Annotated in this window: 10 protein-coding genes; 9 read left to right on the forward strand and 1 reads right to left on the reverse strand. The window is 66.1% G+C overall.

Going from position 1 to position 14441, the window contains the following annotated elements:
* Positions 1 to 427 precede the first annotated feature (427 nt).
* From QF031_RS04410 to QF031_RS04430, 5 genes are read left to right on the forward strand one after another with little or no spacing between them, the layout of a single operon-like run.
* Entirely contained in the window at positions 428 to 892 is a 465-nt protein-coding gene (locus QF031_RS04410) for a hypothetical protein (RefSeq protein ID WP_307424612.1), read from the forward strand.
* Between the two features lie 4 nt (positions 893 to 896).
* Positions 897 to 2237, forward strand: coding sequence for a glycosyltransferase family 2 protein (locus QF031_RS04415; protein ID WP_307424613.1), 1341 nt, complete (start codon positions 897 to 899; stop codon positions 2235 to 2237).
* Complete coding sequence (locus QF031_RS04420; protein WP_307424615.1) at positions 2227 to 4041, forward strand: polysaccharide deacetylase family protein; 1815 nt, start codon at positions 2227 to 2229, stop codon at positions 4039 to 4041. The genes QF031_RS04415 and QF031_RS04420 overlap by 11 nt, the downstream gene beginning before the upstream one ends.
* 55 nt (positions 4042 to 4096) lie before the next feature.
* Positions 4097 to 5884, forward strand: a complete 1788-nt coding sequence (locus QF031_RS04425) for a polysaccharide deacetylase family protein (protein WP_307424618.1) — start codon at positions 4097 to 4099, stop codon at positions 5882 to 5884.
* A 37-nt stretch (positions 5885 to 5921) separates the two neighbouring features.
* Positions 5922 to 7604 (forward strand): endo-1,4-beta-xylanase, encoded by a 1683-nt coding sequence (locus QF031_RS04430; protein WP_307424621.1) that lies wholly within the window; start codon positions 5922 to 5924, stop codon positions 7602 to 7604.
* Positions 7605 to 7623: 19 nt separating this feature from the next.
* Here QF031_RS04430 and rarD read toward each other — a convergent pair whose 3' ends face one another.
* Entirely contained in the window at positions 7624 to 8652 is a 1029-nt protein-coding gene (gene rarD, locus QF031_RS04435; RefSeq protein WP_307433126.1) for an EamA family transporter RarD, read from the reverse strand.
* A gap of 118 nt (positions 8653 to 8770) precedes the next feature.
* On the opposite strand from rarD, the gene QF031_RS04440 reads away from it, so the two are divergent.
* The 4 genes from QF031_RS04440 to exaC all read left to right on the forward strand — a co-directional run bounded on the left by QF031_RS04440 (position 8771) and on the right by exaC (position 14438).
* Positions 8771 to 9766 carry a DNA topoisomerase IB gene (locus QF031_RS04440; protein ID WP_307424625.1) on the forward strand — a complete coding sequence of 332 codons (996 nt, stop codon included), beginning with the start codon at positions 8771 to 8773 and terminating at the stop codon, positions 9764 to 9766.
* A 75-nt stretch (positions 9767 to 9841) separates the two neighbouring features.
* Positions 9842 to 11272 carry an FAD-dependent oxidoreductase gene (locus QF031_RS04445; protein WP_307424628.1) on the forward strand — a complete coding sequence of 477 codons (1431 nt, stop codon included), beginning with the start codon at positions 9842 to 9844 and terminating at the stop codon, positions 11270 to 11272.
* A gap of 122 nt (positions 11273 to 11394) precedes the next feature.
* A complete protein-coding gene (locus QF031_RS04450; protein ID WP_307424631.1) occupies positions 11395 to 12774 on the forward strand; it encodes a GAF domain-containing protein in 1380 nt (459 codons plus the stop codon).
* 140 nt (positions 12775 to 12914) lie between these two features.
* Positions 12915 to 14438: an acetaldehyde dehydrogenase ExaC gene (gene exaC / locus QF031_RS04455; RefSeq protein WP_307424634.1), complete on the forward strand. Its 1524-nt coding sequence runs from the start codon at positions 12915 to 12917 to the stop codon at positions 14436 to 14438.
* Positions 14439 to 14441: the final 3 nt, after the last annotated feature.

Genomic DNA, 14441 nt, shown 5'->3' on the forward strand with positions numbered 1-14441 from the left:
CCTTTTCCGTTGCCTTGAAGTCCTATTGTTTGGGGGCTACCTAGGCCCCCTCGCCGCTCAGCTTCAACTACCTAATATCGGGCCCTCGCCCGCGGCAAAGCAGAGGTCCCCCCACAGCTCTTTCGGTAAGTACCCCCAAATATGTTATTGAGTACCCGTTACTCGTGTCCGTCCTCCGCAGGGATACGTAACTTTGAACCTATAAACGGGTGGGCCGAGCGCGACGCCGAATGCCTTAGGCGCCGCCCCCCCGCACCCCACAACGCAGCGCTTCCGCGCTCCTATCGTGTCAGCCACAGGGTAATGACGCTGCCCTCCCTTGGCGCTAATGACAGGTACTTCATCCAACGCCTGGTGTTTGGGCACCCCGGGCGGTGATACCCCAAAGCCCAAAACGTACTTCTTGCTTTAGACAAGGGGGAAGGCAGTGACGCATCTGGGAAGCTTCGTAATGCCGGCAGCGCTGCCGGTGCAGGCCACGTTCGGCCGGGACGGAGCCATGTTTGAAAGCCTGCTGGGTTTCGTGGCCCAGTTGAGCCTGGTGCTGTGGAGCCTGGTTACTTTCACGGTGGTCATCCGCTTCGTAGGCATCCGGTTCTACCGGCGCGCTGCACGCAAGGCCCTGGCCCGGCTCGCGAGTGCGGACGATTCGGTCCCAACCGCTGCCGGGCGCGCCGTGGCAGTCCCTGGCGCAGGGGTTGCCGGAACCACTGCGGCCGCCGCCGCGCCCGCCGTTAAGCCTGCCGCCAAATCCGCAGTCCCCGCTGTTGTCCTGCCGGCCATCGCCGTGGTTCCGGTCATCAGGGCGGGGATCGATCTGCTCCAGCCCGCCAGCGTTCCGCTGCCTGAGGCCGTCACGAACGTGCTGGCCGGCAACCCGGCGGACGGGTGAGCTGATGGACATCGCGCTTCTGGTCTTTTGGCTGTTCGCGGGCGTCAGCATCCTCTACGTCGTGCACTTCGGCCTCTACCTGGCAGGCGCCAACTTTTACGACATCTGGCAGCAGCGGCGGAAAGGGATCAGGGGCGTCCGCCTCCCCACCCCCTACCAGCCCGAATGTGCGGCCACAGCCACCTGGACCCGAAGGGCGCTCCCCGAAGTACCCGGCCTGGTGTCCATCGTCATTGCAGCCCACAACGAGGAAGCGGTGATCATCCGGACGCTCGAGTCCATCCTGCGCAGCACCTACCGCTCCTTCGAAGTCCTCGTGGCGGACGACGCCTCCGGCGACCTCACCGGCCGCCTGGTCCGCGACTACCAGCTGCGCCACCCGGGAATGGACCTGCGCTTGGTGCGGATGCGCAGGAACGTGGGAAAGGGCGCCGCGCTCAATACGGTGCTCCGGCGGTTCGCGCGCGGCCAGTATGTGATGACGCTCGACGCCGACTCGGTCATCAGGCCGGACGCCATCACCAATGCCCTGTCCTACTTTGACGACCCGTATGTGGGCGGTGTCGCGGCGAACGTCCAGATCATGGAGGAGCCCACCGCGCTGGGCATCCTGCAGCGGTTTGAGCACATGATCGGCTACCGCTCGAAGAAGCTCTACTCGCTGCTGAACTGCGAGTACGTCGTGGGCGGAGTCGCCTCCACGTACCGGATGCGCGTGCTGCGGAAGGTGGACTTCTACGACACGGACACCGTGACCGAGGACATCGGCCTGAGTGCCAAGATCACCCACCTTGGCAACCGGCGGTTCCGCATGGTTTACGGCGCGGACGTGGTGGCCAGGACCGAGGGCGTGCTCACGTTCCGCGCCCTGGCCAAGCAGCGCTACCGGTGGAAGTACGGAAGCATCCAGAACCTCATCAAGTACCGCGGCATGGCGCTGAACCCCAGCCGCCGGTACAGCCGCACCCTGGCGTACTACCGGATGCCGATGGCGCTGTTGAGCGAGTTCACGCTGCTCGTCTCGCCCCTGGCCTGGACGTACGCTGTCTACTGGTCGCTGGCCACGTACACGCCCGCCCTGATCATCGGTTCCTACGCCACCATCACCGCCTACACGCTGCTCACGGTCCTGATGGACGAGAACCTCACCGCACGCGAACGCACCAGGCTCTGCATGTATGCACCCACGGCCTATTTCCTGTTCTACATCATGGACCTGGTGCAGTTGGTGGCGGCCGTCCGCTGCATTGCGCGCTCGCCCGGCCTGGTCCGGCGTTCTGCAATCAACACCTGGAACTCCCCGCAACGGGCCGGCAGCGCGGGGGTGGTGACGAGTGCGGCCTAGGCGGCGGAGGATCCGCCGGGTACTGCTGAATCCACTCGTCCTCATCACCGTTCTGGTCCTCATGATCACCGCCGGGTGGCTGGCGTACACGGGGAGGATGGGCAGTTTCGCCCAGCCCCGGCCAGGAGCCAACCTGCTGCCGGCACTTTTCCCCGCCATAGCCGGACCTGCCGCCACACCCGGCCCGTCGCCGTCGGCCGGATCTTCCCTGGCTCCTGCGGGCGGCTGGACCGCCGGGCACAGCGGTGACGCGAAGACTTCGCTGGAACTGGTGATGGGGCAGCTGGGCGGGCAGGCGCTCAAACTCAGTATCAGCCAGTACACCTCCGGCGATGTCACCCTCACCAGCCCGCGGGTGGACCTTGCTCCCGGCAAGACCTACTTCTTTAAGGCGTTCACAACCGCCGACCCCGATTTCAGGTTGCTGGCCCGGAAGTTCCACAAGGACGGCAGCACCAGCCTTGAGCAGCTGCGGAACCCGCTGGAACGGCCCGGCACCTCCGCGTTCACGGTAAGCGATGCGTTCAACAGCGGGGACACGACGACGGCGGTGCAGTACGTCTTCCGCTTCGCCTCCGTGGGCAGTTTCCAGGTGGAGGGCGCGTATATCGAGGCGGCCGAGGATGTCCAGCTTCCTGCCTCCGGAGCAGGGGGCCCCAACGTGATCCCCAACCCGGGGTTCGCAGGGACCGATCCGGCCCTGCCCGCCTACTGGTCCCCGTACTCGTCCGGGACGTCCACGGTGGAGTCCGGGCGCGGCGAAGACGGGCGCGGCAGCTTCCTCTGGACGCGAGTGGGAAATTACCAGAACGGCGAAGCGAAGTGGCAGTACCAGCCCATCCCGGTCACCGCCGACCGCTATTTCACCTTCAGCGCGGCGTACAAGTCCGACCTCACGGTGGATGTGGTGGCCGAGTTCGAGCTGGCCGACGGCGGCCGCAAGTTCCGGAACCTGGAGACTGTGCCTCCGGCGGGGGAGTGGACCACCGTCAAGGAGGCGTTCCAGGTCCCGGACGGTGCGGCTACCGCCATGGTCACCCTGATTTCGCACGGGAACGGCACCACCGCTGTCCGGGACTTTTCGCTGATGGATGTCACCAGGCCGGGGCCGCTGCGCTGGAAGGAGCCCATGGTCTCGATCACCTTCGATGACGGCTGGCAGTCGGTGTACGACCGTGCCTTGCCCTTGCTGGACAAGCACGGCTTCAAGTCCACCCAGTACGTCAATGCCAGTTCCATCGAGACGCCGAACTTCATCAGCGCGGCAGAGGTCCAGCAGATGAGCCAGGCAGGCCATGAGATCGCCGCCCACAGCTACCAGCACGTGGACCTCACCTCCGTGGGCACCAGCAGGCTGGACGACGAACTGCGCAAGAGCGAGGATGCCCTTGCTGCCGCGGGCCTGCCCACCGATGACCTGGCACCGCCGTACGGACGCTCAGACCCGCAGGTGGACTGGTACGCGGGCAAGTACTTCAAGGTCATCCGCGGCACGGGTGACGGCATCAACACCAGGCAGAACATCAACCCGCACGACTTGAAGGTCCTCTACGTGACCGACGCAACGACGCCGGAGACCCTCAAGGAAGCACTCGCCGAAACCACCAGGTCCAACGGCTGGCTCATCCTTGTGTACCACCAGATCGCAGCGCCCGATTTGTCGGGCACCCAGAAAAACACTATTGCGGCGGACAGGAGCACCGTCACCAGCGACGTCCTCGCAACCCAGCTGCAGCTCATCGACGAAAGCGGCATCCAGGTCAAACCGGTCGCCCAGGCGTTCGAGCAGTTGCAGGGCCCGTGACCACCATCAAGCGGTGAAACGCGGCGCCTTCGCCACCCGAAAGAAGGAGAAAGTCATGATCACATCAAGATCCAGCCTGGCGCGTCGCCGCGCCAGGCTCCTGACCATTGGGGTGGCGGTGTGGGCCATAGCCGGCGCGCTGCTGTCCCCTGCGGCCGCCAATGCCGCAGTGGACAACCCCGCCCCAACTCCGCTCGTGTCCTTCACCTTCGACGACGGCATGCAGAATGCCCTGACCCAGGCTGCCCCCACACTCAAGAAGTACGGGCTCACCGGCACCAGCTACGTCATCACCAACTGCGTGGGCATGACCACGGTGCCGAACACCTGCCGCGCCAACACGGACGTACCGTACATGACCTGGGACCAGATCACCCAGCTGCAAAACACCTACGGCTGGGAGATCGGCTCGCACACCGTTGACCACCAGTGCCTGGTCAGCGTGGGCAATGACTGCCAGGCGACGAAGCTGACGGCTGCCCAAGTGGACGCCGAGCTGGCCAACAGCAGGGCGGCGCTGGCGGCACACGGCTTCAACGCTACCGCCCTCGCCACCCCATACGGCGACTACGACATGTCTGCGCTCGCCCAAATCGCCAAGTACTACAGCTCCATGCGCGGCTTCGCCGACGTGGGCAACAACATCTGGCCGCTCGGCGACCTCCTGCTCCACAACACCCCCGTGCAGGAGGTGACCACCCCGGTCGCCACCCTCAAGGCCAAGGTGGACGAGGCGATCGCGAACAAGACATGGGCCATCTTCACGTTCCACGACATCAGGCCTTCGCCGAGCAAGACCCCGGACGATTACCAGTACGGCACCGCAGAGCTGGACCAGCTGGCTGCGTATGTGCAGACCAAGGTGGCGGCCGGCCAGATCCGGAACGTCAATATCAGCAAGGGACTGGTCAACGGCAGCCCCAACATGTTCCCCAACCCAACGTTCAACAACGGCATCGCCGACGGATGGCGGACCGACGCCCCGGCAACAATCACGGCAAACGCCGGAAACAACGGCAGCTACCCGGACGCCGCCAAATCGGTGAAGCTGGTGTCGGGTTCGGCTGCAGGCCACCTGTTCTCGCCGAAGGTTCCGGTATCGGCCGCCAACAGCTACCTGTTCAAGGCCTACCTCAATGTAGCCGCGATCTCCTCCGGTGAAGTTGGCTTCTATGTGGACGAGTACAACGCTGCCGGGCAGTGGGTTTCCGGGCAGTTCCGTAAGCGGGAAAACAGCCGCTGGGTGGAGTCGATGAACTTCACCTACACTCCGAGCTCCACCAGCGTTGCGTCGGCCAGCCTCCAGGTCTACGTGACAGGTACCGGCATCACCGCCTATCTGGACAACATGCAGATGATGGCCCTTGGTTCGGCGACACCTCCCACGCAGTCCCCGAACCTGGTGGCCAACGGCACCTTTGACGCCGGCATCGGCTCGGGCTGGAGGACGGACTCAGCGTCCACCATCCTCGCTGACGCAGCTAACCATGGGAGCCCCGCCAACCCGGTGAACTCGGTCAAGATGGCGTCCACGACGGCCAACAAGCACCTGTTCTCCCCCCAGGTGGCGGTAACGGCCGGCAGCTACAAGATCGCCAGCTACCTCAACATCACGGCGCGGACCAGCGGCGAGATGGGCTTCTACATTGACGAATACAACTCCGCCGGGCAGTGGGTCTCCGGGCAGTGGAAGCTCGGCGTCTCGGCCGGCGGCGTCACCAATGTGGACCTGACGTACTCGCCGAGCAGCACCGCGGTGGCCAAGGCGAGCCTGCAGGTCATCGTGCAGGGCAATTCAGGGCTGAAGGCCTATTTCGACGACGTCCGCTGGACCAAGTCCTAGCGGCACCAAGTCCTGGCAACGTGGAAGAAGACGAAGGATGGCCGGACGCCCGCACGCACTGGCTGTGGTACTGGTGTCCGCCCTCCTCGTCATCCTCGCTTCCTGCTCCCCGCCGAAGCCCGACGTGACCCTGGACCTGCTGCGTGTGGACTGGCAGGACGTCCCCGGTGTCCGGGCCGGCAGTAGCGGGCTGCAGGTGAGGCCCACCGCCAGGCGCATCGTGGAGCAAAGCGGGGATGGGGGCCAGCCGAACCCTCCGCTCAACCTGGCCGGCACGCACCTGGTGGTCGGCGGGGACTTCTCATTGAGTGCCACGTTCGCGGATGTCACCGCGGACGCATCCTGGGCCCTGTACGACCGGCCGCCGGTCATTGCGGATGAGTTCCGCGTGGAGCCTGCGGGTCTGCGGCTTACCCTCCAAGGCAATGAACTGCGGATCGCGGTCTTTGACGGAGCCCAGAAGAAGGACGTGACCCAGCCTGTTCCCGTGCATGACGAGCACGTGACGGTGAAGGACGCAGGTGCCCCGCTTACGGTGCGCCGGGCCGGCGATACCTTGACAGTCGCCAGCGGCGGCGACACCCTGTCCTCGCTTCCCCTGGGCAAGGTGTTCACCTCCGGGGAACTGTGGCTGGGGTTTTCCAGCGACTCCGGGGACTTTCACATCACTTCGCTGAAGGCGGCAGCGCCGGGAAGTACCGGCCTGCACACCTCGGGGGCCGCCGCGGCAGATGCGCAGCGGTCAGAAGACGGCCTCCAGGCGCTTGCCGCCAGGACCCGTCCGGGGTTCCTGGTAGGCGCCGCCGTGGCCCTCGGACCTCTCACCGGCGACGAGGACTACGCCCGCGAGTTCGTGGGAAACTTCGGCGCCCTCACCCCGGAAAACGCCATGAAGCCGCAGTTCCTCTCCCCGCAGAAGGGCGTCTACACCTTCGAGGAGGCCGACGCGATCCTGGCCATCGCGCAGAGCAAAGGCATGGCGGTCCACGGGCACACCATCGCCTTCACCGAGGCCATGCCCCGCTGGATGCAGGAGCTCCCGGCCGGCTCGGAGGCGGAGCGCCGGGCCAGCGGAGCTGCCCTGCTGGAGTACGTCAGCACCGTGGTGGCGCACTTCAAAGGGCGGCTGGCGTCCCTTGACGTGGTGAACGAACCGTTCGACGTCAACCAGGGGACGGGCATGCAGCAGAACATCTGGTACCGGGTTTTCGGGCCCGGATATCCGGCGGTGGTCTCCAAGGCCGTCTACGCTGCCGATCCGGATGTCAAGCAGTACATCAACGAGAACGGGGCCGACGTGCCGGGGCGGCGCCAGGACGCCCTGCTCAAGCTCATCCTCGACACCAACGCACAGGGCGGACACATCTATGGCGCAGGCCTCCAGGCCCACGTCTACGACCTCAAGACCGACGCCATCTCCGCAGAGGACCTCACCCGTACACTCAACCGCTTCGGCGCGGCCGGGCTGCACGTCCGGATCTCCGAGAACGACGTCACGGACGACCAGGGGACGGCCGCCCAGGCGAAGCAGTACGCCACGGTGCTGGCCACCTGCCTGCGCTCGCAGACCTGCGTTTCCTACACCACGTGGGGCGTTGACGACCGCTACGACTGGTGGATCGACGACGGCGGCAGCCTCCAGCAGGGCCACGACCACCTGTTCAGCGACGGCAAGCCTACGCCCGCGTACGACGCCGTGAAGCGCGCCCTGGGTGGTTGACCAGACGGGCCTGCTTACCTCAGGCCGCCTGGCGCAGCGCCTTGCGGGCGAGCGAGTTCCTGCGCGCCGCCCGCAGCATGTCCAGGGTCAGCAGCACCAGGGCCAGCCACACCACCCCGAATCCGATCCAGCGCTCGACGGTCATGGCCTCGCGGAACACCAGCAGGGCCACCAGGAACTGCAGGACGGGAGCGAAGTACTGGAGCAGCCCGATGGTGGTCATGGGCAGCCGGCGCGCGGAAGCGCCGAAGAACAGCAGCGGCACGGCCGTGATGACGCCGGACGCCAGCAGCAGCCAGAAGTGTCCGGCACCCTGGGAGGTCAGGGTCGAACCTCCGGTCGTAGCCAGGACCACCATGGCTACGGCCGCCAGCGGGGCGAGCACCATGGTTTCAACGCTGAGGCTGGTGATGGCGTCCACTCTTGATCCCACCCGGTTCTTCACGAAGCCGTAGAGGCCGAAGCTGAACGCCAGCGTCAGTGCGATCCACGGCAGCTTTCCGTACGAGTAGGTGAGGACGCCCACCGCCACGAAGCCCACGGCCACCGCAGCCCACTGGAGCGGCCGCAGCTTTTCCTTCAGGACCAGTACGCCCAGCAGGACCGAGACGAGCGGGTTGATGAAGTAGCCCAGCGACGTTTCCACGGCCTGTCCGGTGGTCACACCGTACGTGTAGGTCAGCCAGTTGATGGCGATCAGGAAGGCCGCCAGGGCCAGGGAGCCAAAGACCCGCCGGTCCTTCAAGGCCCTGGCAAGGGGCCGCCACGCCCTGGTCACCGTGATGAGGAGGGCACAGAACAGCAGCGACCACACCACGCGGTTTGCCACGATTTCGACGGCGCCCGCCGGCATGAGGATGAAGAAGTAGAGGGGGAGAAGCCCCCACAAAACATACGCGCCGATGCCGAACAGCATTCCCGCCGTCGCGTCCTTTGCCCCGGGCCGCGGGCCCACCGGTGCCGGGACGCCCGCTGTTGAACTGGCCGCAGGAGGTGCGGCAGCTGCGGGGGTGGCGACAGGGGTGGCTGGAGAGGTTCCTTCTGGCATGGGCACGCTCTCAATAACAGCATCAGGTGGGCAGGTATTCCAGCAGGCAGGCGTAAATCCGAAAAATAGTCAGTAGGCTTGCTTTCATGACACGTGTGCCTTTGCCGGAGCCCGCCCCATGAGGCTCCGGCGCAGCAATGCCTCGGGCCGCGGCTACCGCAGGGTGGCTGCCGGCAAGGGCTTCAGCTACCGGGACCTGGACGGCTCCACCCTGCCGCCCGGTCCTCTCAGGGACCGGCTCGAAAGCATCGGCATCCCCCCGGCCTGGACGGACGTATGGATCGCCCCGTTCGAGAACGGCCACATCCAGGCGACCGGCGTGGATGGGGTGGGCCGCCGCCAGTACATCTACCATCCAGAGTGGCGCGAGCGTAAGGACCGGGTGAAGTTCGACCGGTCCCTCCAGCTGGCCGAATCGCTGCCTGCGGCGCGCCGCCGGGTCACGATGGACCTGCGCAGCGATGGCTTCACCCGGGAGCGCGTCCTGGCGGGCGCCTTCCGGATGCTCGACAGCGGCTCCCTGCGGGTGGGTTCGGAGCGGTACACCAACGAGAACGGCAGCCGCGGGCTTGCCACCCTGCTCTGCGCCCACGTCCAGGTGCGCAAGGACCGGATCCTGCTGCGCTTCCCGGCCAAGAGCGGCAAGGACTGGGAATCGGAAATCCGGGACCCCGACCTCGCCGTCCTGCTGCGCCTGCTCAAGCGCCGCGGACCCAACGCGCGGCTCCTGGCCTACAAGGAGGGCAGGACCTGGCGTCCGGTGAGCAGCGCGGACATCAACGCCTACGTCAAGGAGCGCACCGGGTCCGACTTCACGGCCAAGGATTTCCGCACCCTGCGCGGGACGGTGGCGGCCGCCGAAAGCCTGGCCCGCACCGGCCCCCAGCGCACCGCAGCCAAGAGGAAGCGCGCCATCAGCCGGGCCATGCACGACGCCGCGGAGACGTTGGGAAACACCCCTTCCATTGCCCGCAAGAGTTACGTTGACCCGAGGGTTGTGGATCATTTCCACGACGGCGAAACCATCGATCCGAAGCGGCTGGACTCGGCGGAAGCCGAACTGCGTGCGCTGCTGTACCGCGAAGGCAAAGTGGTGCCCCTGGCCGCCAACTAGAATGGGGGACTGTGCGCTGCACCATGCTGCGCACCCTCATGATCCGTGAGCAGGACCAGTTCAGAAGGGCTTCCGGTGTCCAGTTACAGCGAAACCGCCGCCAACCGTCCCCTCCGCGTCGCCATCGTCGGCGCGGGACCGGCAGGAGTTTACGCTGCGGACATCCTCACCAAGTCCAGCGGGGTGAAGGACGGTGACTTCCAGGTCAGCATCGACCTCTTTGAGGCCTACCCCGCGCCGTACGGCCTCATCAGGTACGGCGTTGCCCCGGACCATCCCCGCATCAAGGGCATCGTCAACGCCCTGCACAAGGTGCTGGACCGGGGCGACATCCGGTTCCTGGGCAACGTGACCTACGGCCGGGACCTCACGCTGCACGATTTCCGGGCCTTCTACGACGCCGTGATCTTCTCCACCGGCGCCATCAAGGACGCCGACTTGGACATTCCGGGCATCAACCTGCAGGGCTCCTTCGGCGGCGCCGACTTCGTCTCCTGGTACGACGGGCATCCTGACGTCCCCCGCCAGTGGCCGCTGGAGGCCAGGGAAATCGCCGTCATCGGCAACGGGAACGTGGCCCTGGACGTTGCCCGCATGCTGGCCAAGCACCCCGAGGAACTGCTCACCACCGAGATCCCGGACAACGTTTATGCCGGCCTGAAAGCCTCGCCCGTCACCGACGTCCACGTCTTCGGCCGCCGCGGCCCCGCCCAGGTCAAGTTCACCCCACTGGAACTGCGGGAGCTGTCCCACATGGACGACGTCGACATCGTCCTGTACCCCGAGGATTTTGAATTCGACGAGGCCTCGGACGAAGCCATCCGCAGCAACAACCAGGTGAAGACCATGGTGAACACGCTCACCAACTGGCTGGTGGAGGAGCATGCGGAGTCCGACAACCCCTCCTCCCGCAGGCTGCACCTGCACTTCCTGCACAACCCCGTTGAGGTGCTCGACGACGGCACGGGCAAGGTGGGCGGTATCAAGTTTGAGCGCATGCAGCTGGACGGGACGGGCAACGCCAAGGGCACGGGGGAGTACGTCGAATACCCCGTCCAGGCCGTCTACCGCGCCATCGGGTACCACGGGTCGGCGCTGGACGAACTGGAATACGACGCCAAGCGCGGCGTCATTCCCAACGAGGGCGGCCGCGTCCTGGACGCCAACGGCAACCCCGTTCCGGGCATCTACACCACAGGCTGGATCAAGCGCGGCCCGGTCGGTTTGATCGGGCACACCAAGGGCGATGCCCTGGAGACCATCGGCTTCCTGCTGGAGGACCGGCTGACCCTGCCCGCGGCCAAGAACCCGGATCCGCAGGCCATCATCGACCTGCTTGAGGAACGCGGCATCGAATACACCACCTGGGAAGGGTGGAACAAGCTCGATGCCCACGAGGCAGGGCTCGGCGCGGACTGGACCGGACCCGAAGGCCTGGACCATGTGGTGCGGGAACGCATCAAGGTGGTGCCGCGCGAGGACATGATCCGCATCTCCCGCGGCTGAATCACTATCCCAGGCGCTTTGCCGGGTCCGCTCGCCGGTGACACGGGGTTTTTGTCCAGCTATGCTGACTTGGCCACCCTCCAGCCCTGCATCGCCGGACAAAACTCCGGAACGGGAGTTCGATGACGAACCTGCTCCAGCCTGAACCGCGCCAGCGTGCCGCGCTGGCCGGACACGAGCTCCTGGGGCGCCTTGCCCCGGAACGCCCGGGCCCCGGCGGCGCCACTCCCGAAATCCCCGGCCTGCGCAAACTCATCCGGGAGTCCTGGCAACGGTCGGCAAGCTTCAAAGCCAACCCGGACAACGCGGCCGCACCGCTGGCCTTCGATTGGGACGAGCTGGAGGACTACCGGCGGCAGCACCCCCTCGCGGCGATCATGCCGGTCATCAACAAACTCCTGGTCCAGCCCAGCCACGACAGCGGGCTCCTGGTAGCGGTGGGCGACGAAGTGGGCAGGCTGCTGTGGGTGGACGGGGACCCCACCCTCCAGCGCAGGGCCGAAGGGATGATGTTCGTGCCCGGTGCCGACTGGTCAGAGGCGAGCGTCGGCACCAGCGCCCCCGGCACCGCCCTTGTCCTGGGGCGTGGAATCCAGATTGCCGGCGCCGAGCACTACCAGCGCGCGGTACATCCCTGGAGCTGCACGGCCGTTCCCTTCCATGATCCGGACTCCGGCGCGGTGCTCGGCGTCGTGGACATCACCGGGACGGACACCGCGGTGGCGCCGCACACGCTTTCGCTGGTGGAGGCCACGGTGGCGGCCGCGCAGGCGCAGCTGCGGGTGGAGCGCCTGCAGCATGCTGCGGAGCTGGCCAGGAAACCCGTACGACGGCGGCCCCCGGCTCCCGCAAGCAGGAAGGGCCTGATTGCCGGGGACGGAAGCCGCGCCGGGGAAGGAAGCCTCTACCGGAACAGCCTGCAACTGCTGGGCCGCGACCAGGCGCTGCTGAGCCTGGGCGGCCGGACGGTTTCGCTGTCTGCCCGGCACAGCGAGATCCTTGCCCTGCTCAGCACGCACCCGGAAGGGCTCAGCGCCGAGGAACTCAGCTCGCTGCTGTACCCGGGGGAGGGTTCGACTATCACGCTCCGCGCGGAGATGGTCCGTCTCCGGAAGGTCATCCAGGAGCTGAGCCCGGACGCGGTTCCCGGCTCACGCCCGTACCGGCTTCCGCTGGACCTGGTGCCGGACACGGGCCAGGTGCTCAGCTGCCTGCAGCGCGGCGCCCACCGCATAGCCCTGGAAATCTACCGCGGACGGGTGCTTCCGCGCTCGGAGGCGCCGGGCATTGTGGAGCTGAGGAACAGGGTTTCATCCCTGCTCCGGGAAGCTGTCCTCACGGACGGCAGTGCCGAGTCCCTGCTCAAGTATGCCGCGCTGCCTGAGGCAAGTGACGACGTCGGGATCCGCCTCGCCGCGCTCCGCCTCCTGCCGCCGCGCTCACCCAAGCGCGCCGCCGTCGTGGCCGACCTGGAACGGCTGGAAGCCGAACTGCGGGCCTGAAAGCAGGGCCCGCCGGGTTCTTTGTGATCCAGCTCTCACCATTGCAACCTTGCTGCAACCTTCCCGCTCCTACGCTGGGTTCATCGGCGGGCGCCCTTGTACGCCGGCCCTATGAACTGCACAGCAAAGGAGCTAAGCACATGACCGTTTACGCACAGCCGGGAACCGACGGTTCGAAGGTCACCTTCAAGGACCGGTACGAGAACTGGATTGGCGGCGAATGGGTGGCCCCGGTGAAGGGCCAGTACTTCGAGAACATCACGCCGGTGACCGGCAAGGCCTTCTGCGAGGTGGCCCGCGGGACGGCCGAGGACATTGAACTGGCTTTGGACGCGGCGCACAAGGCCGCACCTTCCTGGGGAAAGACGTCCGTGGCGGAGCGCGCCGCCGTCCTGAACAAGATCGCGGACCGCATCGACGAGAACCTTGAGATGCTGGCCGTCGCCGAAACCTGGGACAACGGCAAGCCCGTCCGGGAGACCCTCAACGCAGACCTGCCGCTGGCTTCGGACCACTTCCGCTACTTCGCCTCCGCCGTCCGGGCCCAGGAGGGCAGCCTGTCCCAGTTGGACGACAACACCACCGCGTACCACTTCCACGAACCGCTCGGCGTGGTGGGCCAAATCATCCCCTGGAACTTCCCCATCCTGATGGCGGTCTGGAAGCTTGCGCCCGCGCTCGCTGCCGGCAACACCGTAGTGCTTAAGCCGGCGGAGCAGACGCCGTCGTCGATCCTGGTCCTGATGGAGCTCATCGCGGATCTGCTGCCGGCGGGTGTGGTGAATGTGGTCAACGGCTTCGGCGTGGAGGCCGGCAAGCCGCTTGCCTCCAGTTCCCGGATCCGGAAGATCGCCTTCACCGGCGAGACCACCACCGGCCGGCTTATCAGCCAGTACGCCAGCCAGAACCTCATCCCGGTCACCCTGGAACTGGGCGGCAAGAGCCCGAACATCTTCTTCAACGATGTTGCGCAGGAAAATGACGCCTTCTACGACAAGGCGCAGGAGGGCTTCGCGCTGTTCGCCTTCAACCAGGGTGAAGTGTGCACCTGCCCGTCGCGCGCGCTGGTGCAGGAGGACATCTACGAGTCCTTCATGGCCGACGCCGTGGCCCGGGTGGAAAAGATGATACAGGGCAACCCGCTGGACACCGAAACCCAGGTCGGCGCGCAGGCATCCAACGACCAACTGGAAAAGATCCTGTCCTACATTGACATCGGAAAGCAGGAAGGCGCCAAAGTGCTCACCGGCGGCGCCCGTGCAGAGCTCCCCGGCGACCTGGCCGGCGGCTTCTACGTCCAGCCCACCGTGTTCGAGGGCCACAACAGGATGCGGATCTTCCAGGAGGAGATCTTCGGCCCCGTGGTGGCGGTGACCAAGTTCAGCGACTACAACGACGCCATGGGCATCGCGAACGACACCCTTTACGGCCTCGGCGCCGGTGTGTGGTCCCGCAACGGCAACGTGGCCTACCGTGCAGGCCGTGAAATCCAAGCCGGCCGTGTCTGGGTGAACAACTACCACGCCTACCCGGCCGGCGCGGCCTTCGGCGGCTACAAGTCGTCCGGCATTGGCCGTGAAAACCACGCCATGATGCTGGACCACTACCAGCAGACCAAGAACCTGCTGGTCAGCTACGACGAAAACAAGCTGGGTTTCTTCTAGGCC

Source organism: Pseudarthrobacter defluvii, assembly GCF_030816725.1.
Taxonomy (GTDB): Bacteria; Actinomycetota; Actinomycetes; order Actinomycetales; family Micrococcaceae; genus Arthrobacter; species Arthrobacter defluvii_A.

Bases quoted from the DNA above. Each gene is read 5' to 3' on its own strand.
- QF031_RS04415 (WP_307424613.1), top strand. From the start codon at position 897: ATGGACATCGCGCTTCTGGTCTTTTGGCTGTTCGCGGGCGTCAGCATC.
- QF031_RS04425 (WP_307424618.1), top strand. From the start codon at position 4,097: ATGATCACATCAAGATCCAGCCTGGCGCGTCGCCGCGCCAGGCTCCTG.
- QF031_RS04430 (WP_307424621.1), top strand. From the start codon at position 5,922: ATGGCCGGACGCCCGCACGCACTGGCTGTGGTACTGGTGTCCGCCCTC.
- rarD (WP_307433126.1), bottom strand. From the start codon at position 8,652: ATGCCAGAAGGAACCTCTCCAGCCACCCCTGTCGCCACCCCCGCAGCT.
- QF031_RS04440 (WP_307424625.1), top strand. From the start codon at position 8,771: ATGAGGCTCCGGCGCAGCAATGCCTCGGGCCGCGGCTACCGCAGGGTG.
- QF031_RS04450 (WP_307424631.1), top strand. From the start codon at position 11,395: ATGACGAACCTGCTCCAGCCTGAACCGCGCCAGCGTGCCGCGCTGGCC.
- exaC (WP_307424634.1), top strand. From the start codon at position 12,915: ATGACCGTTTACGCACAGCCGGGAACCGACGGTTCGAAGGTCACCTTC.